A 24,288-nucleotide genomic window follows, 5' to 3' on the forward strand; every position below is an offset into this window, starting at 1 on the left:
GAACCCACATGTCCACCGAGCTGATCGCCTACGCCGATATCGACACCGTGCTGGGACACCGGGACGGGCGGTTCTTCGGCGAGGGGTACAAGCGGATCACGCACCGCATCTTCGACATCGTCCTCGACCGCGACGCGCAGGACCGGCCGCGGCTGACGGCCACGGCCGGCGTGCACTATCCGCTGGACTGGTCGCGCAAGAGCACCCGCGTGCTGGTGCCGCACGTCAGCAGCATCGACTGCTCGATCTTCGGCTACCGGCTGCTCGAGGTGATCCTGCGCGAGTGCTACGGGCTCACCGACAGCGATGTCCGGTCGTGCTGGGTGCCGTACGTCCAATTCAGCAGCGGAACCATCGCGACGGAATCGCTGGAGGAGTTCCCGATCAGCGCGACGGTCGTCGCGGTGGAAGGGAACACGATCAGCATCACCGGAGCGCTGGGCGGCGGCATGAGCCTGGAGGCCACCGTGGCGCTGCCCGCGCCGCCGCGACCGTCGCAGGCCACACGGCGCACCGTGCACGAGACCGGGCGGGGATACTTCCACGGCGGGGTCTACACCCGCGGGCAGTATCTGCGCAACGTCGTCGTCTCCGACGGCGGCAGCCGCGCGCACGCCGATTTCGTTCTGGCGGAACCGGATTCGGCGGGTCCCTGGCAGGGCGTGGCCGACGCATACCAGCCTTCGGTGACGCTGGTCGACGCGACGGTGATCCTGGCGCAACTGTCCCAGGTCGTGCTCTACGAGCTGGACAACATCGCCCGCAAAGACAGCGAGACGCTGTGGATGCGCCGGATGACCGCGCGCGCGTCCACTCCCCCGGCGCCGCTCACCTCCGGCACCGCGACCACGCACATGGTGCGCTCGATGGTCCTCGCCTTCGGCGGCGGCGACTGGCGCATCTCCAGCTGGGCATCGGATTTCGCGGGCTGCGAGATCCGATACGACCTCGCGCACCGGCTGCCCGCCTGACCCCGCGCATCCCCGAACGATCGGAAAGGCACTCCCATGTCGGGAAACAACTATCGACGCATCGTCATCTCCGGAACATATTCGACCGGAAAGACCACGACCTCCACGGCGCTGTCCCTGCTGACCGGCATCCCCCGGGTGGACGCCTCCTCCGCCCGCGAGGTGGTCACCGAGCTCTACCCGGGCATGCGGTTCCAGGATTTGAGCACCACCGAATTGATGGCGCTCGGCTTCCGCAGACTGGAACTTCGCATCCAGGCCGAGGCGATCCTCGACGCCCAGGGCGGTTTCATCGCCGACGGCTCGGTGCTCAACGAGTGGGTCTACGGCACCACGCGGCTGGTCACCGGTCCCAACCCCGGATCGAGCCGATGGCACAAAGCCGTCAAGAACACCATCACGCTGCCCGGCCGGCCGTTCTACCGCCGCTACCTCAACGCCTACGGCGACATGGCCCGGCAGCGAGCCCGGCAGAACTACGACATCTTCTTCCACCTCCCGGTGGAGGTGCCGATGGACCCCGACGGCCACCGGCCGGTCGACGAGCGCTACCGCGCCATCTCCGATCGGCAACTGCTGCACGCGATCAGCGAGCTCGGGCAGCCGGTCGTGACGGTACGCGGCACCCCCGAACAGCGCCTGGAATCCATCGTCTCGATGCTCGACATCCCCACCGTCATGGACATCGACGTCGCGGTGAAGGAGGCGATGGAGATAGTGCGCAGCAGCCGCGAGCGCGTCCAGGAAACGATCGTCGCCCAGCAACAACCGCACACTCTCGGCCGCAAGATCAAGTTCGCCACCCGCGTTTAGGAGCACGCCATGACCGTCCTGCTGGACAAGACCAAGCGCTACAACCCGATCGACTCGTGGTTCTACGACAACTTCATCTCCGATGCCGTGCGGGAGATGACCCCGACCCTGTTCGCCGACATCGTCGCCCAGCTCGACGAGGGCGCGCAGGTTCTCGACGTCGGTTGCGGCGGTGGGCAACTCGCGGTCGGGCTGGCCACCGCCGGGACCACGCTGCGGCTGACCGGCATCGACCTCTCCCCGCAGCAGGTGCGCAGGGCTCGCAAGCGCGGCGCGGCGCTGGGCAGCCGCATCCAGTTCCGGGAAGGATCGGCGACGGACCTGCCGTTCCCCGACGCCGCCTACGACGCGGTGATCAGCTCCGGTTCGATCAAGCACTGGCCCGATCAGCGCAAGGGGCTCGCGGAGATGATCCGGGTGCTGCGGCCCGGCGGGCTGCTACTGGTGATCGAGGCCGATCGGGGCTGCACCTTCGAGGACGCGCGAACTTTCGTCGACCGCTGGAAACTGCCGCAGCCGATGGCGCGGGCCTGCCTTCCGTTCTTCCGCACCTACATCGCCGGCTACGGCCTCGATCTGGAGGACGGCCGCGACCTGGTGGCCGATCTCCCGGTCACCGACGCCGAGGTGCGCCGCATCCCGGGCGAGCCCGGCATCCAGATCACCGCGCGCAAACGGGCGGAGTGAGCACCGGTCGCCTCGGCGAATCCGGCCGGTAGCGGGCCGGGCGGCGTCCCCGCAGAGACGTCGCCCGGCCTGTCGCCCGTCATCGGGGCCGACGACACCACCGGACACCTCGGCCGAGTGCCGACGGTGCTGACCTCAGCGCCGGGCGCGCTGCGGTTTGCGCGCGGCCTCCTCGGCCACCTGGGCCTGCCGGTCGTCGGGCACGAGGGCGCGGATGTCCTCCCGCGAGCCGATCATCAGTTTTTGCAGGATCGCGGCCATCTGGGCGTCGACCGTCTTGAACGAACTGCCGCGCCGGGCGGCGATGGCGGTGTTCGTCCAGCCCGCCGCCGCCAGCACGGCGACCTCCTGTTCGGCGACAGACAAGTCCTCCCAGTGCGAAGGACGGTGCCGCCGGACCGGATGCTCGACGGGTAGCCGGTCCAGCGACAGCTTCCCCAGCGCCAGCTGTGCCACCTCGCCCAGTTCCGGCCGCAGCAACGCACCCTCGCGTTCCGCCTCCGCGAAGGCGGTCTCGCCCAGGACCGCCCGAGCGGTGTCGGCGGCGATGTCGGTTTCGGTGGCGAACGGGCCGAGATTGGCGATGTCCACGCCGATCCTGTCCCGCAGGGTGGCACCGCCACCGGTCAGGCGCGCGACTTCGCGCGCCCAACCCGTCACCGTGCCGGAGCGTTCGCCGTCGGTGTCGCGGATCAGGCGCGCCAGTGCCCAGCCGCGGATGTGGACGGCCCATACCGCGCCCCATTGGTCGCGCATCGCCAGCTGAGTGGTCAGGGACGCGTGCGTCACGGCGAGCGCTTGCTCCGGGTCACCGTGTTTGGTCAGTGCGATAGCCCGGGCCAGGCCGACCCAGGACGTCGCCCACCGCGCCCCGGAGCGCTCGGCGTGCTCCAGGTGCCGCCGGGAGATCTCCAAGGCCTGCGCGGGTGTGCCGAGCAACGCCGCGGCCAGCGCTTCGAACAATTCGCTCATCGCGGCCCCACCACGGTCGCCGTCGACGGAGAACTTCTCTCGCGCGCGGGCCAGCACCGCTATCGCGCGCACGTCGCGGTCCACCAGCATCATCTCGGCGCCTCGGGCGAACTCGACCGGGGCGGGCAGACCGAGGTCGCGGTCGGGGTGCTCGCGCCAGCCCGCCCGGGCGGCGCCGTCGGGCGCGCACAGCGCCACACACTCGTCGAGCGTGCGTTCGGCGTCGTGGTGCAGGCCTTGGCACAGGCTGATCCACGCGATCAGCGACATCGTCGTGACCTGCAGCGCCAGCGGCGGCGGGTCGAGTTCCCGGCTGGCGGCCAGCGTGCGCTCGGCCCAGTGGCGCGGTTCCCGCAGCGAGCCGGTGAGGAACGGGCAGCGCAGCGCGATCAGCCCGGCGGCGATCTCCAGCCCGACGGCGGCCTCCTCCGCGGTGGCGAGGCTGCCCGCCATCGCGCACAGCAGGTTGTCCCAGGCTGCCCGCGCCCAATCCAGCAGCCGCTGTTCGTCCGGGCCGAACCATCCGGCTCGGGCGGCGACGACCTTGTCGCGGTAGTAGCGGCGGTGCCCGCGCGCCAGCCGGGCCGGTTCACCGCCGCGTTCGCTCGCGCGCTGCTGGGCGAACAGGCGAACGCTCTCCAGCAGCGAATACCGCACCGTGGTCGCGGTCAGATGCACCGAGACCAGCGATTGGTCCGCCAATCGCTCGAGCAGGCCTTCGATCTCGGCGCGGGCCAAGCCGTCCGGCTCGTCATCGGCGCAGACCGCCTCGATCGCCTCCAGTTCGGCGCCGACGTCCGATTCCTCCGCATCCGCGTTGTCGTGGTCCACGTCGTACCCGGCCGCGAACACCGACAGGCGGTCGAACAGCAGCCGCTCTTTGTCCCCGCACAGGTCGTAGGACCAGGCTATGACATCGCGAATGCCTTGGTGGCGCGCCTCGGCACCGACGCGGGGACCATGCGACCAGCGCAGCCGCCGGTCGGTCGCCTCACCGCTGAGGTCACGCAGGATCATCGGCAGCGGCTGCCGCAACAGCCGCGCGGCGGCCAGCCGGATGTAGAGCGGATGGTTGTGCACGTGACGGCAGATCGCCACAGCCAGCTCGGTCTCGTCGTCGGCGACGGCGTGCCCGGTCAATCCGGCGCGGGCCCGGAAAAGAGCCAGCGCCTGTTCCCGCGACAGCGCGGGCACCGGCACCAACTGCTCGTCGACCCATCCGATCGCCTCTCGGCTGGTGGCCAGCACCGTGAGGCCCGGCGCCGCCTCCAGCAGGTCGGCGATCACCCGGCCCGCGCCGTCCAGGACGTGTTCGCAATTGTCCATCACCAGGATCGTCTGCAGGGTGCGCCCGACCGCGTCGCGGCGGCGCAGCGTGTCCAGCACCGCCTCCCACGCCGAGCGTCCGGAGAAGTCGGCGTCCATCAGCGAGCGCGCGACCTGTTCCTCGACCGCCGCCGCGTCGGCGTTACGCGAGAGCAGCGCCAAGCGCACCCAGTGCACCGGAACACGGCGCGCCTTGTGGAACCGGTGCACCGCTTCGGTCGCCAGCCGTGTTTTGCCGATGCCGCCGGCGCCGATCAGCGTGACCAGGCGGGTTCCGCCCAGCAGCGCCATCCCGATCCGCTCCAGCTCACGTTCGCGCCCGACGAAATCACTGGCGGCCGCGGGTGGGAGACCCGGACTCGACGCACGTCCTACCGACACAACAGTGCAGCGTAGTCCGGTCGCATCCGCAGATTCGCGGGTCTCTACCGATGTGCCGCGCCCACCTATACGCGGACTATTGCGCTGTCGCGGTAGTTCACGACCGGAAGGACACGACGGTGGGACAGATACTGGTACTCGGGGCGGGCGAATGCGGTTTACCCCTCGCCCATCGTCTGCTGCGCGGCGGCCGGGTCGTCACGCTGGTGACCGATCGGGACGCCGAGGCGGTGCTCACCGGCACGGTGACCAGCACCCAGGTCAAGTTCCCGCCGACGCTCGACCTCGAATCGGACCTCGGCCTGGGCTTCTGGCGCTCGACCGCCCCGAACATCGAAGGCATCCGGTTCACCATGGCCGCCGACCGGGCGACGGTGGTGACCTGGGCCGGACGATTCACCCGCCCCGCGCAGAGCGTTGATCAGCGGACGGTGTTCGCTCGCTGGCTCGGCGAGTTCCTGGCCGCGGGCGGCGACCTGCGCATCGCCGAGCCCTCGGTGGCCGAACTCGACCGGGCCGCAGCCGACTACGCCCTGACCGTGGTGACTCGCGCCGGTCGCGAACTCGCCGACTGTTTCGAGGCCGATCCGGCGTGGCCCGCGCCCGCCGCCGCGCTGCGGCGGCTCGCCGTGCTGTACCTGGACGGTGTCGAGCCGGACCCGGAAGGCCTCGGCTCCTACACCGCGCTACCCGAGCACGGTGAAGTGATCTCCTATCCCGGGCTCACCGGACGGCCGGGGCAGGAACGCCGCTGCGAGATCTTGCTTTTCGAGGCGCGGCCGGGCGGCGCGCTGGACGTATTCGACCAGCACGGCACGCCGGCACAGCGCTGGTCACTGGCCAGGCGACTGCTGGAGGCGCACCTGCCCGCCGAACTCGCCGAGCGCTACCGGCACGCGGAACCGACCGACGCCGGGGCCACGCTGGTAGGGGCGGTGACCCCGCTCATGCGCCGTCCGGTGGGCACCCTCCCCTCGGGACGGCCGGTGCTGGGCGGAGGCGACGTCGTCTGCCGGATGGATCCCGGTGGTGCGCAGGGCGCCAACAACGCCGTGCACTGCGCGATCCGCTACGGCGAGGCGATCCTGCACGACCCCGACGGCCCCTATGACCGCGCGTGGATGGAATGGGCGGCCGCGCCGTGGCTGACGGCTGTGGCGCACCCCGCCGCGCGGTGGACGGCGACGGTGCTCGATCCGCCCCCGGCCATGCAGGAGATGATGCTCGCCGCCCGGGACGAACCGGCGCTGGCCGATGCCTTCGCCGACACCTTCGCGCGACCGGCGAACCTCGCCCGGCTCGCACCGAAAGTGCCGTCCTGACCGATTACCGGATCTCAGGATCGCCAGGGCTGCGTTGCCGGGAAGACGACCGGCAGTGCGGCCAGGGCACGGTGGAAAGGCCCTGGCCGCCACGTCAATTCGCGCACGGGCACGGCGGGCCGCAATTCCGGCAGCGCGTCCAGCAGCTGGTCGACCGCATCCTGGGCGATGAGATAGGCCGGGCTGCGGGCGGGGCACGCGTGCGGTCCGGCGCCCCACGCCAGATGCGACCGGTTGCCGCTGTGGTTGTGCCCGCTGATCGCCGGGTCGTTGTTGCAGGCGGCGAAACTGATGACGACCGGTTGGTGGGCGGGCAGCCAGACGTCATCGATCAGGATCGGCTGGCGTGGATAGGTGACCGAGAAATTGGCCATCGGCGGGTCGGTGAACAACACCTCGTCCAGCGCGTCGCGAGTGGACAGGCTGCCGCCGAGGACGTCGCCACCGAACCGGTCGTCGGTGAGAATCAGCAGCAGGGTGTTGACGATCAGATTCTGCAGCGGTTCGATTCCCGCGCCGTAGAGCACGACGAGCTGGTGGATCACCTCCGCGTCGTCCAGGCCGGCCGGATGCCGCAGCAGTCGCGTGGTGATGTCCCGGCCCGGCTCGGCGCGCTTCAGCTCGATCAGCCGCAGCAGGGCGGTGCCGAGCATGCGGTTGCCCTCCTCGGCGTCCACCCCGTCGAACACGGCGGCGGTCGCGGCGGCGACCTCTCGCCCGATCTCCGGCGGGCAGCCCAGCAGGGCGTTGATCACCTCGAAGGCCAGCGGAAGGGCGTACTGGGACACCAGATCGGCGCTGCCCGCCGTGCCGAAGGCGTCGATCAGCCCGGCCGCGATCCGCTCCACCGTTTCGTGCAAGGCGTGCAGGTCGACGGCGTTGATGCTCGCGGTGTTGACCTGCCGGTAGCGCGCGTGCGCCTCGCCCACGCTGCGCATGGCGTTGGGGCGCCACTCCAGGACCGGCAGCACCGGGCAGTCGGCGGGGACGTTCGCCTGCCAGGCGCGCGGGTCGGCGGGAAAGTGCTGCGGGTCGTGCATGATTCGCACGGCGGTGTGGTAGCTGAGCACCAACGTCGCGGGCACGCCGGGGGCCAGCTCGACCGGCGCCATCGACCCGTAGCGGGCCCGCATGTCCCGGTAGGCGCGATGTGGATCGGTCGCGAAATCCGGCGAATACAGCGGTATCCGCTCGATCCGGTGGTCGATGGGCGAACCGTGGTGGGCGCCGGATTCGTTGATGATCCGGTCGAGATCTCGGGGCGTGGTCAAACGCGTGACTCCCACAGTAGAAGCGTTTTCGGCGAGCGCGGGGTGAGCGAACTCGGCGCGGATCCTCGCGACGCCGTCGTTCGGTCCATGCGGCGCACCGCTGGGCCGCGTCTTCTCGACGGCGCAGCGGCTCGACACACAGGATGGTCCCGTAGGTAGGGTCCGGGCATCGGTAGGGGCGGCCTGCCTGCGGCGATGCGATCACTCGTCCGCGCGGCATCCGCCCCCACACCGGCCACGGTCAAGCAGCCGCGCGCGGCTTCGTCCGCGCTCCCGAACCCGTTGGTGATGCTGAACATTCGCTGAAGGCGGTCGGGCCGATCGAGCGGTCGGGTGCGCTGCGAGGCGCCTGCCGCGTGCTCGCATCGCCGGGAGCACAAGCACTTCCACGCGCGGACGGCTGGTGTATAACTTCCATCGGCCCGGTCGATTCCACCGACAAGCGATAGCGAGACACGATGCACGGTTACCTGAATCAGGTGTCCCAAGGCACGACCCCCTCCGGCTATCCGACGCGTGAGCCCGAGACCCACGTGGTCGCACCGCCCCGCCCGGCGGATCTCGTCGTCAGCGCACTGTTGTGGTTCCTGCCCGCGACGCTGGCCGCGATGTCGACCATCCTCGCGCCGTGGTTCCTGATGGCGGGGGGCATCTGCGCGTCCAAGCCCGAGTGCCGGGTCGACACCAGCGCGGGCGTGTGGATCATGGTCGGGGGCGGGATCGTGGGATTCGCCGTGGGGGTGCTGCTCTCGGGTATGGCGGCCCGGCAGGGGCGGGCGTTGTTCCCCGGCGCGCTCGTCGGTGCGGTGCTGGTCGTGCTGGCCTGGTTCGCCGCCTCGTTCCTCATGGGCTGAAACGCCGGGCGGCCGGATGAACGTCCGCCCCGACTCTTCTCCCCCGGCACGGAAAATGGCGCGGGTGTACTATTCGCCGGAATCACCCCACCGCGGGAGCTCGGGTACGGCCGGGCTGAGAGGGCGAACCGCACGCGTCGCCGACCGCATGAACCTGTCTGGGTAATGCCGGCGTAGGGAGAGCGTTTCCGTCATGTCGTCATCGACCCGCGCGAACGCGCACGAAGCCCCCCTGACCCTCGATCAGCCCGCACCGAAAGTGCTCTCGTTCTGGGACCAGAGTGCGTTCTGGGCCAATCTCGGCGTCAGCCTCTTCGCCTTCTCCGGGGCGTACACGGTGCTCGCGCCGAACGCCGAGGGGGCCGCGCAGCTCTCGATCGCGGCCGGAATCCTGGCGACCGTCCTGGGCACCCTGATCGGCGCGGCGATGCTCGGCGCCGCGGCACTGACGGGTGCGCGCACGGGACAACCCGCGATGGTCCTGCTGCGCGGGCTGTTCGGCGCCAGGCTCAGCTATCTGCCCACCGCGCTCAACATCGCTCAGTTGATCGGCTGGGGAACGTTCGAGCTGATTGTCATCGGTGACGCGGCCGAGGAACTGTTCGGCGGCGGCCCGCACTGGCTCTACGTGGTGGCCGCGGGCGTACTGACGACGGTACTCACGATCTGGCCGCTCGGCTCGGTACGGTTGCTGCGCAGATTCGTCACCGCCGGCGTCGTGATCGCCCTTGTCTGGTTCTACGCGCAGTTCTTGCGCGCCGGTCTGCCCGATCTGCGGGCGAACCCGGGCCCGAGCGGGGGTGGGCCGTTCGGCGTCGACTGGAACCTCTTCTGGGTTGCCACCGATGCCGCCTTGGCCGTCTCCATCTCATGGGTGCCGGTCGCCGCCGACTACACCCGGCACGCACGCTCCGGTCGCTCGGCGTTCGGCGCGGCAGGCGGGGCCTACGCGCTCACCCAGATCATCGCCTACGTCCTCGGCCTGTTCGCGCTGGCGCTCGCGACCGGCGAAGGCGGACCGTACGCGCCTTTCCTGCAGGTGAGCCTCGGTGCCCTGTTCTTCTTCGTTTTCGTGCTGCGAGAGGCGGATCAGTCCTTCGCCAATGTCTATTCCACCGCCGTCTCGATCCAGAATCTGGCACCGCGCGTCGATCGCCGGGTGCTCTCGATCGGCCTCGGTGCCCTGATCACGATTCTGGCTCTGCGGTTGAACATGGCGAACTACTTCGGCTTCCTCGGGCTGATCGGCTCGGTGTTCGTGCCGCTGCTCGGCGTGCTCGTCGCCGACTTCTTCTTGCGTGCCCGCCGCGAGTGGAACACCGCATCGGACGCGCCAGCGCGCTGGGGCATGGTGGCCGCCTGGCTGACCGGGTTCGCCGTATATCAACTGGTCAACCCGGGTGACGCCGGTGCGTGGACGCGATTCTGGGACGGCGTCCGGCAGGCTGTGCACTTCATCGGGCAGGCGTGGATGAGCGCATCGCTGCTGTCGTTCCTGGCGGCGCTGGCGGTGGCCTGGCTGGTCGGCAAGGTGACGGCGAAGACCACATCGGCGTAGTGAATTTGCCACCATGGAGGGATGGGCCGGATCAGGATCGGTACGTCGGGCTGGGTCTACCCGCCGTGGCGCGGAACGTTCTACCCTCGGGGCCTCGCGCACAAGCGCGAATTGGCCTATCTGTCGGAGCGACTCGACAGCGTCGAGATCAACGGCTCGTTCTATTCGTTGCAGCGCCCGTCCAGTTACCAGAGGTGGGCGGAGCAGACTCCGGACGACTTCCTGTTCGCGGTGAAGGGCAGCCGCTTCATCACACACATGAAGCGGCTGCGCGACGGTGACGAACTGCTGGCGAACTTCCTCGCGTCCGGCCCGCTGGCGCTCGGGCCCAAACTGGGCCCGATCCTCTGGCAGCTGCCCCCGACCTTCCGCTTCGACGCCGACGTGCTGGACGACTTCCTGTCCCGGCTCCCCCGCGGCACCGAGCAGGCCGCCGAGATCGCGCGGCGCCACGATCACCGCGTCGACCCCGCGCACACCAGCACCGATGCCGACCGGCCGGTGCGGCATGCCCTGGAGATCCGGCACGACAGCTTCATGACCCCGGCGTTCACCGATCTGCTGACCCGTCACAACGTGGCCCTCGTCGTCGCCGACGCCGCGGGCAAGTATCCGCTGCTCGAAGAGGTCACCGCCGACTTCGTCTACATCCGGTTGCACGGGCACGACGAACTCTACGTCAGCGGATACACCGACGAGGGCTTGGACATGTGGGCGGAGAAGATCCGTTCGTGGGCGGGATCGTGCGACGTCTACACCTATTTCGACAACGACGCGAAGGTGCGGGCGCCCCGCGACGCGATAGCGTTGCGCGAGCGCCTGGAACCGGTCGTCCGGCCCGCGGGGTGAGGCCGGTGCGGCAGGTCGCGGTCTGCGGGCCGAGAGAGTGCACGCAGCAGGAAGCGGAGTGGGCCCGCGCGGTCGGCGCGCTCTTGGCGCGCGCGGGGGTGACCGTGCTGTGCGGTGGCGGTACCGGCGTGATGGCCGCGGTCGCCGCCGGCACCGCCGAGGCCGGCGGGCTGGTGATCGGCGTGCGTCCGGACACCGATCGCGCCGCGGTGTGTCCCGCGTTGTCGGCGGTGCTGTTCACGAACATGGGTGAGGCGCGCAACGCGATCCTCGTCGAGTCGGCGGACGCGGTGATCGTCATCGGCGGCTCGTGGGGCACGCTGTCGGAGGTCGCGCTCGCGCGGCGGCGCGGCGGGATTCCGGTGGTCTCCCTGGGCGGTTGGGAGATTCGCGAGGCGAACGGGCGACCGGTGGCTGCCACGGTGGTCGCGGCCGACCCGGCAGACGCGGTGCGCCGGGCGCTGGACGGGATCACGAGGCCGAGCCGACCTGATATCGCCGGGCTGGTTACCCACCGCCACAGTTGTTTCGGCATGCCGATGCCCCTGATCTGCTCTGACACAAACCTTTCCGATCACGCAATCTTGCGTGCCATGCAATTTTCGCTACGGTGGAGACGCCGGTCATCCGGGAGGCACTGCGGCAACTGTCCCTTCTTCCAGGAGCATTTCCGATGGACGTACCGTCCCAGCACACTCTCGCCGTCCCCGGCGCCACCCTCTACTACGAGGTCCGCGGCGCCGGACCGCTGTTGTTGCTGATCCCCGGCGGCAACGGCGACGCCGGGACTTTCGACGGCATCGCCGAACGTCTCGCCGACCGCTACCGCGTGGTCTCCTACGACCGGCGCGGTTTCACCCGCAGCCCCCTCGACGGACCGCCGGACGATCGCGTGGCCACCGACGGCCTGGACGCCGCGGCGCTGCTCACGCACCTGACCGACCAGCCCGCCCACGTGCTCGGCAGCAGCTCGGGTGCGATCGTGGCACTCGAATTGCTGCGCGTCCGGCCGGAACTGGTGCGCACGCTCGTCGCGCACGAACCACCGCTGGCCACGCTGCTGCCCGATGCCGAGAAGTGGCTGACCTTCCTGGACGGCATCCACGAACAGAGCAGGACCGAGGGCACGTCCGCGGCCATGGCGGCGTTCGCGAAGGGCGTCGGTCTGCGGATCGCGCCGCCTCCGCCGGGTGAGCAGCTGCCGCCGCAAGCCGTCGAGATGGTGCGGAGGATCCAGCGGAACCTGGTGTTCTGGATGGAGCACGAGCTGAGGCAGTACCCCCGATACACCCCGGATCTCGCGGCGTTGCGCGCGTCGGCGGACCGCCTGGTGCTCGGGGTCGGGCGCGAATCGCGAGGCACCTTCCCGGCGCTCCCGAACGCCGCGCTCGCGAAGGAACTCGGGCTGGATCTCGTCGAGTTCGCGGGCGATCACGTCGGCTACCGCAGCGCACCCGACGAGTTCGCCGCCCGGCTCGACTCGATCCTCACCCGCGACGACCGGTGACGCCGTCGCGGCGGCAGGTCAAGCCGACTGCCGCAGCGGATGCAGGGCAGCCAGTGCCCGCAGGGCGTCGGCGCGCGAAATGGGCTGATCGTTCTCCAGGGCGGCCAGCTCCAGTTCGATCCAGTCGCGAATGAGTGCGGACATGGTCACGTTGCGCTGCTCGGCGGCCTTCTTGACGCGCTGGTGTAGATCCAGCGGGATGCGCAGCGACGTGGTGACGGTGACCGTGTCCTCGGCGCGCAGCGGCGGGGGCAGCTCGGCCGGGTCGACGGGCGCGTCGCTGTATTCCAGACCGGACAGGAAGTCCCGGACGTCCTCGGGGTTCGTCGGATAGTCAGTCATCGGCGTGCTCCCAACGCTCGAGTTCGGCCACCTGGGCTTCGGTCATCTCGACCGCGCCCAGGATGTCCCACTGCCAGCCTTCGGTGCGGCGGACAGCGACGATGAGCGGCCGGCCCGTCTCGGTTCGGCCCCACACCGTCAGGACCGCGAGTTCGTTCCGGCCACGCGCCCACCGAGGCCATCGGCGGGCGCCCATGAGCACCTGCAGCACTTCGCGAGGGTCGATCCCCACCAGCGACAACAGTGCCCACTCAGGCCAGTTATAACCCACGATCAGCGATAATACAAGTGTATTGCACGGGAGCTCACCGTGCTCTCGCCCGGGACAGATTCCAGCTCTGCCAGGCGTCTCCGTCGAGGTCCGCGCGCAGCCGGGTTCGCACCTGCGTGCGCAGCGGCTCGGGGAGCCGATCGGTCGCGGGCAGGATGTCCGGCGAGAGAGTCACCAGGTATTCGGTGTCCAGCGTCTTGCCCCGCTGCCAGCGATCGATGTTCTTCTCGGCGATCAACCGCTCCGGGTCCAGGACGGCCAGCGCCAGCAGCGTCGCCATCGCGGTGCCCACCACGGCGCGCGGCAACCACGCCCGGCGCAGCCGCAGAACCGCGGCCGACACCAAGACGTAGACCAGGCCGAGCCACAGTTCGCAGACTTCCACCAGCAGGCGCAGCACCGTGAACCCGTAGGCCTGCTGGTAGGTCCACATCCGGCCGAGCGCCGAGGCGACGATCACCAGCGCGAGCACACTCACCGCCACCAGCAGCCCCCGCAGCCACCACCGGTCGGCGGCAGTGTCCTGGGCCGCCCAGCGCAGCACGACCATCAGCACCGCGAGGGTCAGCACGGTCACGGCCGACAGTTGCCAGAAACCGGTGCGCGCGTATTCGGCGTAGGTCAGGCCCGACGTCTCCTGGACGTAGTCGTCGCCACCGAAGAGCACCACGAACTGGGTCGCGACGAACGCCGCGAACAGGACCGCGAGCGCACCGACCGGCAGCGCCCATTCCGATCGGCGCAACGTTCGCCCGGCCACCGCCGCTGTGGCGGGCGGCGGTGGGCCCGCCAGCAGGAACAGTGCGCCGAGCGTGCCGAGACCGGCCACCGCGAACAGTGCGATCCAGCGCGCCACCGACGGCATGTCCACGTCCGGCGTCACGGTCTCGAGCAACGCCGCGAACATGGCGTCGGCGCTGCCGAGCAGCGGAACGAACACCGTGAGCAGCGCGACGGTCACCGCTGCCGACAGCCCGAGTCGCCGCGCACGCGGCGCGTTCCCGCTACGCACGCGGGCGGTACCGGCGTAGGCCCACGGCACGGCGGCAGCCGCCGCGAGCCAGACGGCGAACGCGTCGTAGAGGATGCCGTTCGCCGAGCGGCGTGCGACGACCGCCAGCGAACCGGCGACGCATGCCGCGACCACGCACAACGCGAACAACCAGCCCGCGGCGCGGACGGCGCCTACCGCGAGCAGGGCGAGGGCGAGCGCCGCCCACCACAGCCGCCCCGCGTTGAACCGAGCAGAACCGGTGCGGGCCGTCTGTCGTCCGGACGTCGCCTCGACCGCACCATCGCTCGTCGTACTCGCCGCTCGCCCGCGGGCATTGCGGTCGACGAGGAACACTGCCGTCGCGGCGACACCGGCCGCGAGGAGCCACCCGATGCCGGGCCGGTCCCAGTGGATCAGAACCGCGGCAGCCGATCCGGAGACGAGCGCGGCGAGCGCCACCCCGGGAGGGCAAGCGACCCCTCGCCACTTCGACGGACGCGGGGGAAGCGTCGGCCAGGCCACCGGCGGACCGGCCTTCTCCGCGCGCGCCTCGGCCACCGCGACCCCTGAGTGCCCCGGCGGAGCCCACACCGATGCCGGCGTGGCGGGGACTGCGCTGGAATCGGTTGCCGATGGCGCGGATTCAGTTGACACCGGGTCGGGAGCCGACGCTGATTCGGGTTCTGGAGGCATGGTTCGTTCCTTCGATGGGCGTGCGGAATCACCCCGGGTCCGCGCCTGCGGTCCGGGTCGGGTGGTGTGGCAGATCAGCGTCCGGGCAGAACCACCCGGATGCGGGAGCCGGGATCGGCGACGGCGATGGTGCCGCCGTGCAGGTCGACCACCCACCGGGAGATGGCCAGGCCCAGTCCGGTGCCTCCGCCCGCGGTGCGGCCGCCTCTGGTGAACCGGTCGAACACCTGGGCGCGTTCGGCGAGCGGAATGCCGGGGCCGTCGTCCTCGACGTCGATCACGGTCTCGCCCTGCGATGCGCGCACGGCCAGGCGGACTTCCCCGCCCGCGGGCCCGTGCCTGGCGGCGTTGTCGAGCAGGTTGAGCAGCACCTGATGCAGGCGGGCACGGTCGGCGTACACGCGGGCGGCGCCGGGCAGCACCTCGGTGCGGAAGCGCACGCCGCGTCCGAGCGCGGCGGTCATGACCTCCGCTTCGGCGACGACGTCGGCCAGCAGCGGCGCGATCGGCAGATCCTCACGATCGAGCGGGAAGGCGCCCGCTTCGATGCTGGAGAGGTCGAGCAGTTCCGAGACGAGCAGCGTCAGCCGTTCGGTCTGGGCCAGCGCGGTGCGCAGGGTCGCCGGGTCGGGTTGGGAGACGCCGTCCACCAGGTTCTCCAGCACCGCGTGCAACGCCGTGATCGGGGTGCGCAATTCGTGCGAGACGTTCGCGATCAGATCGCGGCGTTGCCGGTCGGCAGCCGCCAGGTCGGCGGCCATCTGGTTGAACGCCTCGGCGAGTTGCCCGACTTCGTCGCGCGAACTCGCCCGCACCCGCAAGGTGTAGTCGCCGTGAGCCATCCGCTTCGCCGCCGCGGTCATCTCCCGCAGCGGCCTGGTGATGCCGTGGGCGAGGAACTGCGAGGTGATCAACGCGATCACCACCGCGGTGAGCGTGGTGCGCGGCGGCAGCCACCCGATCTTGAATCGGAAGAATCCGAACGCCACACCGCCGGAGCACAGCATGAGGATCGCGAGCTTCAGCTTGATCGACTTCACCGGGTCCAACGGCCGCGGCAGCAGCTCGGCCACGCTGTCGCCGAGCCTGCGCCACTCGCCGGAAAGAGTGCCGGACATCGTCTTCCGCACCCGCGGCGCGTTCTCGGGACCGGCGCTCATCGGGCTTCCAGGGCGTATCCGACGCCGCGCACGGTACGGATCAGGTCGGCGCCGAGTTTGCGGCGCAACGCCTTGATGTGGCTGTCGACCGCGCGGGTGCCCGCCGCGTCGGACCAGTCCCAAACGTCTTCGAGCAGTCGCTCCCGCGCGAGCACCATGCGCGGACGCCGGGCGAGCCGGGCGAGCAGATCGAATTCCAGCGGCGTGAGCAACGCCTCCACCTCCGCGCGCCAGACCCGGCGCTGGTCGACATCGATGCGGAGGTCTCCGACCAGGATCGTCGCGCCGTCGCGGTCGGCCGCCCGGTCCATCCGGCGCAGCAGCGCGTGTACCCGGGCGGCGAGCACGCGCAGCGAAAACGGCTTCGTCAGATAATCGTCCGCGCCGACACCCAAGCCGACTAGCTGGTCGGTTTCGTCGGCGCGCGCGGTCAGCATGAGCACGGGCACCGCGCGGCGCGCCTGAATGCGACGGCACACCTCCAGCCCGTCGAATCCCGGCAGCATGACGTCGAGCACCACCAGGTCCGGGTCGACGGCCTCGGCGGCGGCGACAGCCGAGGGGCCGTCGTGTGCCAGCTCGACGGTGAACCCCTCCGCCCGCAGGCGCGCCGCGACGGATTCGGCGATGGTCATCTCGTCGTCCACGACCAGGATCCGCCGTACGGTGTGCGCCGGTGCGCTGTGTTCCATGCACCGAACCCTAACCACCGGTTGTGGAGAGAACCGGCGTCATTTGTGGAGATTGCGTGTGCATGGGCGGGCGGTGCGGCACTCGTTCACGGCCGGGGCCACGGACGCTTGTCGATGCGTTCGATGTCGGTGTTGAACCGCTTCAGGAATCCGGCGAACGCGGCGACGTCCTCGGCGGTCCAGTCCGACAGCACGCGCTCGAGAGCGCGGACGTTGTAGGCGCGTTCGGCATCGAGCTGGCGCCCGCCCTCGGCGGTGAGGCGGAACTTGCGCGCCATGCCGCCGTCCGGATCCGGAATGCGTTCGACGAGACCGGCTTCGCGCATGGCGGTCGTCTGGCGGTGCAGCGTGGAGGTGTCCAGACCGAAGGCGTCGCTGAGTTCGCCCACGGACATCGGGCCCTGCACTCGCAGCCTGTTCAGCACCGTGTAGGCGCTGCGGTCGAGGTGGCCGCTACCCCGGCGGGCCTTGGCGCTGAGGCTGTGCCGCCCCAACAGCATGGTTTCGAACTCCACCGAAGATACGGGCTTGTCCACACAACGCTCCTGCCGATATCCGCCGCTACGGGCTCATCTCCGCACGTATACCACACCCACCTGCGCGGACCAGCGCAATTGCATAGTGCAACTCTTGTGCATAATGCAATCCATATGTACTGTACACACAGATCGAATAGAGAGGGAGATCCGCGTGGCAGCACCATCGGAAGTCCGGTCCGAGGGCATAGTCGGTGTACTCGCGGCGGCGGGCATCGTCGCCGCCCTGATGCAGACCTTGGTGGTGCCCCTGATCGGGGACCTCCCCCGGCTCCTGGGCACCACGCCGTCCAACGCCTCCTGGGTCATCACGGCGACACTGCTCGCCGGTGCGGTGGCCACGCCCATCACCGGCCGCCTCGGCGATCTCTACGGCAAGCGGCGCATGCTGCTGGCGTGCACGGTTCCGCTCATCGGCGGTTCGCTGGTCTGCGCGCTGGCGAGCTCGGTCGTGCCGATGATCGCCGGACGCGGCCTGCAGGGCATCGGCATGGGCGTCGTGCCGCTGGGCATCAGCGCGTTGCGGGACCTCCTGCCCACCGAACGGCTCGGCACGTCCATCGCGGTGATGAGCGCCTCGATGGGGATCGGTGGCGCGCTGGGCCTTCCGATCGCCGCCGCGGTCGCCGAGAACGCCAGTTGGCGCGTGCTGTTCTGGGGCTCGGCCGTGCTCAGCGCCGGCGTGGCCACGCTGATCTGGCTGCTGGTGCCCGCCATCCCGGCACGCGGAGGCGGCGGCTTCGACGTGCTCGGCGCGCTCGGCCTCGGCACCGCGCTGGTGTGCCTGTTGCTCGCGGTGTCCAAGGGCGCCGACTGGGGCTGGACGAGCGGAACCACCCTCGGCCTGTTCGCGACCGCGCTCCTGGTCCTGGCGGTCTGGGGCTGGTGGGAACTGCGAACCGCCGACCCGCTGGTGGATCTGCGAGTGACCGCGCGCAAGCAGGTACTGCTGACCAACGCGGCCTCGATCGTGGTCGGGTTCGCCATGTACGCGCAGTCGCTGATCATCCCGCAGCTGCTGCAACTGCCGGTGGTCACCGGTTACGGCCTCGGGCAGTCCATGCTGGCGATGGGATTGTGGATGGCCCCCGCCGGTCTGGTGATGATGGCGGTTTCCCCGCTGGGCGCCCGGCTTTCGGCCGCGCGCGGCCCGAAGGTGACGCTCATCGTGGGCAGCATCGTCATCGCCCTCGGGTACGGCTCATCGGTCCTGCTGCTGGGATCGACCTGGGGTCTGCTCGTCGTGACGTGCGTGTGCAGCGGTGGCGTCGGCCTCGCCTACGGCTCCATGCCCGCGCTCATCATGGGCGCGGTCCCGCTGTCGGAAACCGCGTCGGCCAACAGCTTCAACACCTTGATGCGCTCGATCGGGACCACGGTGTCCGCGGCGGTCGTCGGAGTCGTCCTCGCGCAGATGAGCACCGGGCTCGGTGGACACACCATCCCCACCGAGGCCGGTTTCCGCACCGGGCTGCTGATCGGGTGCGGCGTCTCCGTGCTCGCCGCACTGGTCGCGCTGGCCATTCCGGTCCGCAAGCCCACCGAGCCGACGCGGGACACCGCAGAACTCGAGCCCGCGGCCGCGCGCGCCTGAGCGCGCCGACTCAGGCGAACAGGCGCGCGACGAACGGAATGCTGTGCGGCAACGAAGCGGCCATCGTGGCGCTGTGATCCTTCCCCGCGTACACGTGGACGTCGGGCCGGACACCGTGCGATTCCAGATCGATGACCAGTTTCGCGGTCAACGGCGCGGGGACGTCGGTGTCGTTGGTGCCCTGCCCGATGAACAGCGGCCGGTCGTATCCCGTCAGCGGGACGTCCATGACCGGGCGGGCCGTGGCGACGAAATCGCCGTCGGCGAGCGGGCGGGAGAACAACTGGTCGACCGAGATTCCCTGCGCGCGATCGGCGAGCGGCTGGAAGCACAGCGACTCCGCTGCGGTCGCCAATTGCTTGCCGACCGGGCTGAGATAGCTGTCCAGATCGAAGCCTGGTCGCGCCGCCTTCAATCCGTTCATCACATACGCGATATAGGCGGTGAGGTGCGCGTTGCCGATCGCGGGCACACCGGGTCCGAGGAGCGAAGCGGCCTCGACGATATTGGAGGCAGGGCCGGTCGCCACGGCGCCGCGATAGTCGAGGTCGGGTGCGTATTCCGTGGCCAGTGACGCGGTGAACACCGCGGCGCCCCCGCCTTGCGACTGCCCGATCGCCACCCATTTCGACGACAGCGAATCGTCGGCCGCGCGAGCCGCACGCACCATGTCGATCGCCGCGTGCGCCTCGGCACGTCCGTCCAGGTACGCGTGCGGTCCCGGGGTGCCCAGACCGATGTAGTCGGTCGCCACGACGGCGTAACCCTGGCGCATCCAGGTCGCCAGGTAGTCCAGGTCGCGTTTGCTGCGACCCGCGGTGGAAGGCGCGCATTCGTCGGCGAGGCCGACCGTTCCGTGTTCCCAGGACAACACCGGCCAGCCCCCGCTCGGCGGCGTGCCCGCGGGCACGAAGACGGCGCCGCTGGACAGCGCGGGCTGGTCGTCGGAAGTCCGGGTCCAGTACGTCAGGCGATGGGCCGAGCCCGCGCCCTCGATCCAGAGCGGTTCGGGCATCACCTCATCGGTGGCGACCGTGCCCGGCGCCGCCCCCGGCCCCGCGGGATCGGCCACCGCCGGACCCATCTGCGCCCCCGCGCACAGCAGCGCCGCCATGGCCACGGTAATTCCCGCACGTCGCACCGACATGGGCGTCACCTCTCGATCGTCGGCTTGGTGTCTCGATGAGACACTGTAGCCCGGCAATCGGCTAAAGTGTCACTTTGAGACATCAACGTCGGGACATCGCGAAGAGAGCTGCGGGCATGACGGGCGTGAACGGTCCACGCGAACGCGAGAAGACGCGAGTGCGCCGGGAGTTGGTCGAAGCGGCGCTGCGGCTGTTCGAACTACACGGGTTCGAACAGACCACCGTGCAGCAGATCGCCGACGCCGCGCAGGTCTCGCGGCGCACCTTCCACCGCCATTTCCCCTCGAAGCTCGCGGTGGTCTTCAGCCACGAGGAAGACCTGATGGCGCAGTTGCTCGCCGCCGTCGACCGGCGCCCGGTGAGCGAATCGGTGCTGACCGCGCTGCGCGCGGCATTGCGCGACTTCTTGCTCGACGAGCAGGACGCCCCGGCACGCCACCGACAAGCGGACACGGCGCGCCGGGCCAGGCAGCTGCTGGTCGGCAACCCGGAATTGCGCCGGGAGAACTTCATCGGCGCCCTCGGACGCCAGCGCGCGATGGCACTGAACTTCGCCGCCCGCGCCGGGCTCCCCGCCGGCGATCTGCGCCCGCAACTCACGGCCGCGGCCTGTTTCGCGGCCTTCGGCGTCGGACTCGATCACTGGATGATGGGTGCGGACCATTCGATTCCGGCCCTGCACCGCGTCCTCGATCGCGCGGTGGCCTCGCTCCAGCAGGGCATCGACATCCAGGGCGCGGGCTGAGCGCGCCGAGGGCGGCGCAGCCCGCGCCGTAACCCGTTCCGCCCGGGTCGCATACCATCGCGAAGGTGATCACGGTGGCCACTTGGAACGTTCTGCATCGCGTGCACGCCGAGAACTGGTACGAGGACGTCGCTACCCGATGGCCGGACGAGGGGGCGCGGATCGCCGCGGTGACCGCGCGGGTGGCCGAACGCACCGAACGAATCATCGCGTTACAGGAGGTCAGCGGTGATCAGTTGGCCGGCCTGCGAATGGCGCTGCCGGGCCGGACGATCCATGCGATGCGGTATCAGCGGCTGCCGACCCCGCGGCGCGTCCCGAGCTCCCTGCTCGACGGCGGCGAATATCTGGTCGTGCTCACCGCCGAGCCGAGCCGTGAAGTCACCGCCGAATCCTTTGCCCAGGACCGAGGTAAAGGCGCTCTCGTCGTCGACGCGGGCGGCCTGACCGTGATCGCCACCCACGTGACCGGTGACCGGCGCCGCACCGACCAACTCACCCGCCTGGCCGAACTCGCCACCGACGCATCGCAGAACGCCGCGGTGCTGCTTGGTGACTTCAACATCGACCGCGCCGCCGTCGCCGCCGGGTTGGGTGACGCCTTCGTCGTCGCCGAACACGCCGCAGACGCGATTCCCACCCGCCCGCGCGATTCGGGCCCGAAGTCGCAGTACATCGACCACGTGGTGGTGCACGGCGCGACCGTCACGACGGCGGCGGTCGACGACGTCGGCGGGGTATCCGACCACAACATCGTCCACGCGGCCCTCACGGTCTGAACGGGCCGCCGTCGCTGTTGCGCTGCGGAGATGTTGCGCCCCACGCCGATTCGGTCCGAACAGCGCGGACTCGCGGCAGACCCGATGGCAGGGCTCCAACTCGATCCGGTGCCGGTCACCGCTACGACAGGAAGTAGTATGAGCCGGTGGATAATCCGGCGATAGTAGCGGCGCGGATGCGCGGCGCGTTCGTCGGATCCGCGGCCGGGGCGGTGAGCATCGCGGCGCACGCGCTCGGCGGCGGCGCGCTGTCTCCCGGCGCCGCGCCGATCGCCCTGCTGATCGCCGCGTGCGCGGCGGTGGGCGTGCTGGCCGGTACGCGGCCGCACCGGCGTGGACCGGGCGAGATCATGGCGACGCTGGCGGTGGGGCAAGCCGTCGCACACGTCGCATCCACCCTGTCGGCCGGCCATCACCACCAGGCGGGCACCACGTCGGCGATGCTCTTGACGCATCTGGCGGCCGTTCCGCTCGGCGCGCTGCTCATCCGCGCCGCCGAACAAGGCGTGCTGCGAGCGGTTTCCGACGTGCGACGCGCGGTGCGCGTGCTCGCCGACGGGCCCAGCGCACCGGTCCGGCTCGGCTCGTTCGCCTTCGGCCGGGCGCTGCCTCATCCACGGCGCCTGCTGCTCGGTTCGGGCTCCGGTCTGCGCGGTCCACCACTGCGGGCCTGACCCTTCCTCGCGCCGGCGAGTATCGCGGGCTCACCGCCCCGCGACGCGAATCGGATCGACATCGTCCACGCGGCTCGAAACCTGTCCGAATCAGCGAATGCCATGGCAGTTCGTAGCACGGCACAACGGTTCGCCACGAGATTCGGTGAGCAGCAGCCTATTTCGGCGAGTCCCCTAGTGTTTGCGGCGTTCGGGGGAACCCCCGCCTCGGCCGGTCCGCTGATGTCTCCACGAGTCCGCTGCGCCGGCCGACAGCACCCGGTGACCCGACCGGCAGGCCCACCGGCGGATCGGTCGACGCCGCACGCCTCGTCGGCGCACCACACCACATCGCGCGAAACTCCGGAGTTCTCATGTTTGTCGATACCTTCACTGCACCACGCATCGCTCGCCTCCTGCGGGGCACGATCGCCGCCGCGGCGGTGCCGCTTCTGCTGACCGCGTGCTCGTCGGCCGACAAGACCGGCACCGTCGCATCAGCCGATGCCGTGACGATTGCCGACCAGTGGGTCAAGGCGGCCGACAGCGGGATGTCGGCCGCGTTCGGCGACCTGATCAACAGCGGCGACACCCCCCGCACCATCGTCTCGGCCACCAGTCCCGCCTCCGGCCGGATCGAGCTGCACGAAGTGGTCACCGACGCGAACGGGACGAAGGCGATGCGGCCCAAACGCGACGGATTCGTCGTCCCCGCGCACGGCCGCACCCAGCTGCGGCCCGGCGGCGACCACATCATGTTCATGGACCTGCACGGACCACTGCGCACCGGATCGGAGACGTCACTCACGCTGACCTTCGACGACGGCTCCAGCACGACATTCACCGCGCAGGTGCGCGACTTCGCGGGCAACCAGGAGAATTACGTGCCCGATCACGCGGGCGGCGAGTCACACGCCGGCGCGCAGACTCCCGCGCACGGTGGCTGAGCGGAACGGACCGCGACCCGCACGGATCAACCGGCGGCGCCTGCTGGGCGGCGGTGCCGCCGCGGCAGGCGTCGCCGGTGCCGGGCTCGCCGCCGCCGCCCGCATCGGACAGCGGGGGCCCGATCCGGCGCCGTGGGACGCGGCGGTGCCGTTCTACGGACCGCACCAAGCCGGGATCGATACCGTGGCGCAAGCGCACGCGGCGTTCGTCGCATTGGATCTGAGGGCGGGAGTCGGGCGTGAGGACCTCGTCGGACTGCTGAAGATATGGACCGGCGACGCCGCCCGGCTCACCCAGGGGCGGCCCGCCCTCGCGGACACCGAACCCGAACTGGCGCAGCGTCCGGCGCGGCTCACCATCACCGTGGGTTTCGGGCCCGCGGTGTTCCCGGCGGCCGGCCTCGAGCAGCGCAGGCCGTCCTGGCTGCGGCCGTTGCCCCCGTTCCCCATCGACCGGCTCGAAGCCGCCTGGAGCGGAGGCGACCTGCTCCTACAGGTGTGCGCGGATGAGGCGACCACGGTGTCGCACGCGGTGCGTGTGCTGTGCCGGAGCGTGTCGTCGCTGGTCACCGTGCGCTGGGTGCAGCGTGGATTTCGCGATGCCGCGCCGGGCGGGACGCCGCGCAACCTGATGGGCCAGGTGGACGGCACGGTGAACCTCGCTCCCGGCACACCCGCGTTCGCCCGCCTGGTGTGGGACGACGGCGCGACCCAGCCCTGGCTGAGCGGCGGTACCTCGTGCGTGCTGCGGCGGATCGCGATGACATTGGACACCTGGGACCGAATCGACCGAGAGGAAAGGGAACTCACCATCGGCCGCACCGTTGCCAACGGTGCTCCGCTGACCGGAACCGACGAGTTCGACGAACCGGACTTCACGGCCGTCGACGCGAACGGGATACCCGTCATCCCCCCGTCGTCGCACATCGCTCGGGCTCATCACACGCACGACGGCGAGCGTTTCCTACGTCGCGGCTACAACTACGACGACGCGCCCGCGCCGGGCGGGATCTCCAACTCGGGTCTGCTGTTCGCCGCCTATCAGCGCGACGTGGACGCGCAGTTCGTTCCGGTGCAGCGCAGGCTCGCGGAGTTCGACGCGCTCAATGTGTGGACGACGCCGGTCGGTTCCGCGGTGTTCGTGATCCCGCCCGGGGTCGCGGCACCGGGCGGCTATCTCGGGCAATCACTGTTCGAGGCGTGAGACGTGTTCGGCGCCCAGT

Annotated in this window: 24 protein-coding genes and 1 riboswitch; of the genes, 15 read left to right on the forward strand and 9 right to left on the reverse strand. The window is 70.3% G+C overall.

All coding sequences use genetic code 11. The features are described 5' to 3' along the window. Positions 1 to 8 precede the first annotated feature (8 nt). The 3 genes from ABZ420_RS28780 to ABZ420_RS28790 are packed head-to-tail and all read left to right on the forward strand — an operon-like array spanning position 9 to position 2,471. Positions 9 to 971, forward strand: a complete 963-nt coding sequence (locus ABZ420_RS28780; protein ID WP_357129067.1) for an AvrD family protein — start codon at positions 9 to 11, stop codon at positions 969 to 971. 36 nt (positions 972 to 1,007) lie between these two features. Then, the gene (locus tag ABZ420_RS28785; protein WP_040871970.1) at positions 1,008 to 1,784 is read left to right on the forward strand and encodes an ATP-binding protein; all 777 of its coding nucleotides are present in this window, start codon (positions 1,008 to 1,010) and stop codon (positions 1,782 to 1,784) included. Positions 1,785 to 1,793: 9 nt separating this feature from the next. Continuing rightward, a complete protein-coding gene (locus ABZ420_RS28790; RefSeq protein WP_357129070.1) occupies positions 1,794 to 2,471 on the forward strand; it encodes a class I SAM-dependent methyltransferase in 678 nt (225 codons plus the stop codon). Between the two features lie 135 nt (positions 2,472 to 2,606). Here the strand turns inward: ABZ420_RS28790 and ABZ420_RS28795 are convergent, their stop codons facing one another. Then, complete coding sequence (locus tag ABZ420_RS28795) at positions 2,607 to 5,150, reverse strand: AAA family ATPase (protein ID WP_357129073.1); 2,544 nt, start codon at positions 5,148 to 5,150, stop codon at positions 2,607 to 2,609. Between the two features lie 119 nt (positions 5,151 to 5,269). On the opposite strand from ABZ420_RS28795, the gene ABZ420_RS28800 reads away from it, so the two are divergent. Further along, positions 5,270 to 6,472, forward strand: coding sequence for a styrene monooxygenase/indole monooxygenase family protein (locus tag ABZ420_RS28800; protein ID WP_357129076.1), 1,203 nt, complete (start codon positions 5,270 to 5,272; stop codon positions 6,470 to 6,472). A 14-nt stretch (positions 6,473 to 6,486) separates the two neighbouring features. Here ABZ420_RS28800 and ABZ420_RS28805 read toward each other — a convergent pair whose 3' ends face one another. Beyond that, positions 6,487 to 7,743, reverse strand: a complete 1,257-nt coding sequence (locus tag ABZ420_RS28805) for a cytochrome P450 (RefSeq protein ID WP_357129079.1) — start codon at positions 7,741 to 7,743, stop codon at positions 6,487 to 6,489. A 458-nt stretch (positions 7,744 to 8,201) separates the two neighbouring features. Between ABZ420_RS28805 and ABZ420_RS28810 the strand changes: the two genes are divergently transcribed. From ABZ420_RS28810 to ABZ420_RS28830, 5 genes are all read left to right on the forward strand, one after another. Continuing rightward, a complete protein-coding gene (locus ABZ420_RS28810) occupies positions 8,202 to 8,597 on the forward strand; it encodes a hypothetical protein (protein ID WP_357129082.1) in 396 nt (131 codons plus the stop codon). Between the two features lie 82 nt (positions 8,598 to 8,679). Beyond that, positions 8,680 to 8,794: riboswitch (TPP riboswitch) on the forward strand. Beyond that, entirely contained in the window at positions 8,791 to 10,155 is a 1,365-nt protein-coding gene (locus tag ABZ420_RS28815; RefSeq protein ID WP_357129085.1) for a cytosine permease, read from the forward strand. Its footprint overlaps the riboswitch before it by 4 nt. Positions 10,156 to 10,176: 21 nt before the next feature. Next, positions 10,177 to 11,004: a DUF72 domain-containing protein gene (locus ABZ420_RS28820; protein ID WP_357129088.1), complete on the forward strand. Its 828-nt coding sequence runs from the start codon at positions 10,177 to 10,179 to the stop codon at positions 11,002 to 11,004. 5 nt (positions 11,005 to 11,009) lie between these two features. Further along, complete coding sequence (locus ABZ420_RS28825; RefSeq protein WP_357129091.1) at positions 11,010 to 11,765, forward strand: LOG family protein; 756 nt, start codon at positions 11,010 to 11,012, stop codon at positions 11,763 to 11,765. Continuing rightward, complete coding sequence (locus ABZ420_RS28830; RefSeq protein ID WP_357129094.1) at positions 11,678 to 12,511, forward strand: alpha/beta hydrolase; 834 nt, start codon at positions 11,678 to 11,680, stop codon at positions 12,509 to 12,511. Before ABZ420_RS28825 ends, ABZ420_RS28830 begins: the two co-directional genes overlap by 88 nt. A gap of 18 nt (positions 12,512 to 12,529) precedes the next feature. On the opposite strand, the gene ABZ420_RS28835 is transcribed toward ABZ420_RS28830, so the two are convergent. The 6 genes from ABZ420_RS28835 to ABZ420_RS28860 form a co-directional block, all read right to left on the reverse strand. Next, positions 12,530 to 12,853, reverse strand: a complete 324-nt coding sequence (locus ABZ420_RS28835; protein WP_051175844.1) for a CopG family transcriptional regulator — start codon at positions 12,851 to 12,853, stop codon at positions 12,530 to 12,532. Next, entirely contained in the window at positions 12,846 to 13,124 is a 279-nt protein-coding gene (locus tag ABZ420_RS28840; protein ID WP_357129097.1) for a hypothetical protein, read from the reverse strand. Before ABZ420_RS28840 ends, ABZ420_RS28835 begins: the two co-directional genes overlap by 8 nt. Positions 13,125 to 13,158: 34 nt before the next feature. Beyond that, the gene (locus ABZ420_RS28845) at positions 13,159 to 14,676 is read right to left on the reverse strand and encodes a DUF4173 domain-containing protein (protein WP_357129100.1); all 1,518 of its coding nucleotides are present in this window, start codon (positions 14,674 to 14,676) and stop codon (positions 13,159 to 13,161) included. A 209-nt stretch (positions 14,677 to 14,885) separates the two neighbouring features. Next, positions 14,886 to 15,929 (reverse strand): ATP-binding protein, encoded by a 1,044-nt coding sequence (locus tag ABZ420_RS28850; RefSeq protein ID WP_357129229.1) that lies wholly within the window; start codon positions 15,927 to 15,929, stop codon positions 14,886 to 14,888. A 38-nt stretch (positions 15,930 to 15,967) separates the two neighbouring features. After that, positions 15,968 to 16,663 carry a response regulator transcription factor gene (locus ABZ420_RS28855; protein ID WP_357129103.1) on the reverse strand — a complete coding sequence of 232 codons (696 nt, stop codon included), beginning with the start codon at positions 16,661 to 16,663 and terminating at the stop codon, positions 15,968 to 15,970. An 86-nt stretch (positions 16,664 to 16,749) separates the two neighbouring features. Next, complete coding sequence (locus tag ABZ420_RS28860; protein WP_357129106.1) at positions 16,750 to 17,199, reverse strand: MarR family transcriptional regulator; 450 nt, start codon at positions 17,197 to 17,199, stop codon at positions 16,750 to 16,752. A gap of 154 nt (positions 17,200 to 17,353) precedes the next feature. Here ABZ420_RS28860 and ABZ420_RS28865 point away from each other — a divergent pair, with 154 nt between their 5' ends. Then, positions 17,354 to 18,793: an MFS transporter gene (locus ABZ420_RS28865; protein WP_357129109.1), complete on the forward strand. Its 1,440-nt coding sequence runs from the start codon at positions 17,354 to 17,356 to the stop codon at positions 18,791 to 18,793. A 10-nt stretch (positions 18,794 to 18,803) separates the two neighbouring features. Here the strand turns inward: ABZ420_RS28865 and ABZ420_RS28870 are convergent, their stop codons facing one another. Further along, the gene (locus ABZ420_RS28870) at positions 18,804 to 19,940 is read right to left on the reverse strand and encodes a lipase family protein (RefSeq protein WP_357129112.1); all 1,137 of its coding nucleotides are present in this window, start codon (positions 19,938 to 19,940) and stop codon (positions 18,804 to 18,806) included. Positions 19,941 to 20,056: 116 nt separating this feature from the next. Here ABZ420_RS28870 and ABZ420_RS28875 point away from each other — a divergent pair, with 116 nt between their 5' ends. From ABZ420_RS28875 to ABZ420_RS28895, 5 genes are all read left to right on the forward strand, one after another. Continuing rightward, the gene (locus ABZ420_RS28875) at positions 20,057 to 20,686 is read left to right on the forward strand and encodes a TetR family transcriptional regulator (RefSeq protein ID WP_357129115.1); all 630 of its coding nucleotides are present in this window, start codon (positions 20,057 to 20,059) and stop codon (positions 20,684 to 20,686) included. A gap of 65 nt (positions 20,687 to 20,751) precedes the next feature. Then, positions 20,752 to 21,465: an endonuclease/exonuclease/phosphatase family protein gene (locus ABZ420_RS28880; RefSeq protein WP_357129117.1), complete on the forward strand. Its 714-nt coding sequence runs from the start codon at positions 20,752 to 20,754 to the stop codon at positions 21,463 to 21,465. Positions 21,466 to 21,641: 176 nt separating this feature from the next. Beyond that, a complete protein-coding gene (locus ABZ420_RS28885) occupies positions 21,642 to 22,139 on the forward strand; it encodes a hypothetical protein (protein WP_357129120.1) in 498 nt (165 codons plus the stop codon). A gap of 353 nt (positions 22,140 to 22,492) precedes the next feature. Continuing rightward, positions 22,493 to 23,065: a copper chaperone PCu(A)C gene (locus ABZ420_RS28890; protein WP_357129123.1), complete on the forward strand. Its 573-nt coding sequence runs from the start codon at positions 22,493 to 22,495 to the stop codon at positions 23,063 to 23,065. Then, entirely contained in the window at positions 23,058 to 24,269 is a 1,212-nt protein-coding gene (locus tag ABZ420_RS28895) for a Dyp-type peroxidase (protein WP_357129125.1), read from the forward strand. Before ABZ420_RS28890 ends, ABZ420_RS28895 begins: the two co-directional genes overlap by 8 nt. Positions 24,270 to 24,288 lie beyond the last annotated feature (19 nt).

Origin of the sequence: Nocardia sp. NPDC005745 (assembly GCF_040630775.1) — a bacterium.
Taxonomy (GTDB): domain Bacteria; phylum Actinomycetota; class Actinomycetes; order Mycobacteriales; family Mycobacteriaceae; genus Nocardia.

Bases quoted from the DNA above. Each gene is read 5' to 3' on its own strand.
- ABZ420_RS28780 (WP_357129067.1), top strand. From the start codon at position 9: ATGTCCACCGAGCTGATCGCCTACGCCGATATCGACACCGTGCTGGGA.
- ABZ420_RS28785 (WP_040871970.1), top strand. From the start codon at position 1,008: ATGTCGGGAAACAACTATCGACGCATCGTCATCTCCGGAACATATTCG.
- ABZ420_RS28790 (WP_357129070.1), top strand. From the start codon at position 1,794: ATGACCGTCCTGCTGGACAAGACCAAGCGCTACAACCCGATCGACTCG.
- ABZ420_RS28810 (WP_357129082.1), top strand. From the start codon at position 8,202: ATGCACGGTTACCTGAATCAGGTGTCCCAAGGCACGACCCCCTCCGGC.
- ABZ420_RS28815 (WP_357129085.1), top strand. From the start codon at position 8,791: ATGTCGTCATCGACCCGCGCGAACGCGCACGAAGCCCCCCTGACCCTC.
- ABZ420_RS28820 (WP_357129088.1), top strand. From the start codon at position 10,177: ATGGGCCGGATCAGGATCGGTACGTCGGGCTGGGTCTACCCGCCGTGG.
- ABZ420_RS28830 (WP_357129094.1), top strand. From the start codon at position 11,678: ATGGACGTACCGTCCCAGCACACTCTCGCCGTCCCCGGCGCCACCCTC.
- ABZ420_RS28835 (WP_051175844.1), bottom strand. From the start codon at position 12,853: ATGACTGACTATCCGACGAACCCCGAGGACGTCCGGGACTTCCTGTCC.
- ABZ420_RS28850 (WP_357129229.1), bottom strand. From the start codon at position 15,929: ATGTCCGGCACTCTTTCCGGCGAGTGGCGCAGGCTCGGCGACAGCGTG.
- ABZ420_RS28855 (WP_357129103.1), bottom strand. From the start codon at position 16,663: ATGGAACACAGCGCACCGGCGCACACCGTACGGCGGATCCTGGTCGTG.
- ABZ420_RS28870 (WP_357129112.1), bottom strand. From the start codon at position 19,940: ATGTCGGTGCGACGTGCGGGAATTACCGTGGCCATGGCGGCGCTGCTG.
- ABZ420_RS28875 (WP_357129115.1), top strand. From the start codon at position 20,057: ATGACGGGCGTGAACGGTCCACGCGAACGCGAGAAGACGCGAGTGCGC.
- ABZ420_RS28885 (WP_357129120.1), top strand. From the start codon at position 21,642: ATGCGCGGCGCGTTCGTCGGATCCGCGGCCGGGGCGGTGAGCATCGCG.
- ABZ420_RS28890 (WP_357129123.1), top strand. From the start codon at position 22,493: ATGTTTGTCGATACCTTCACTGCACCACGCATCGCTCGCCTCCTGCGG.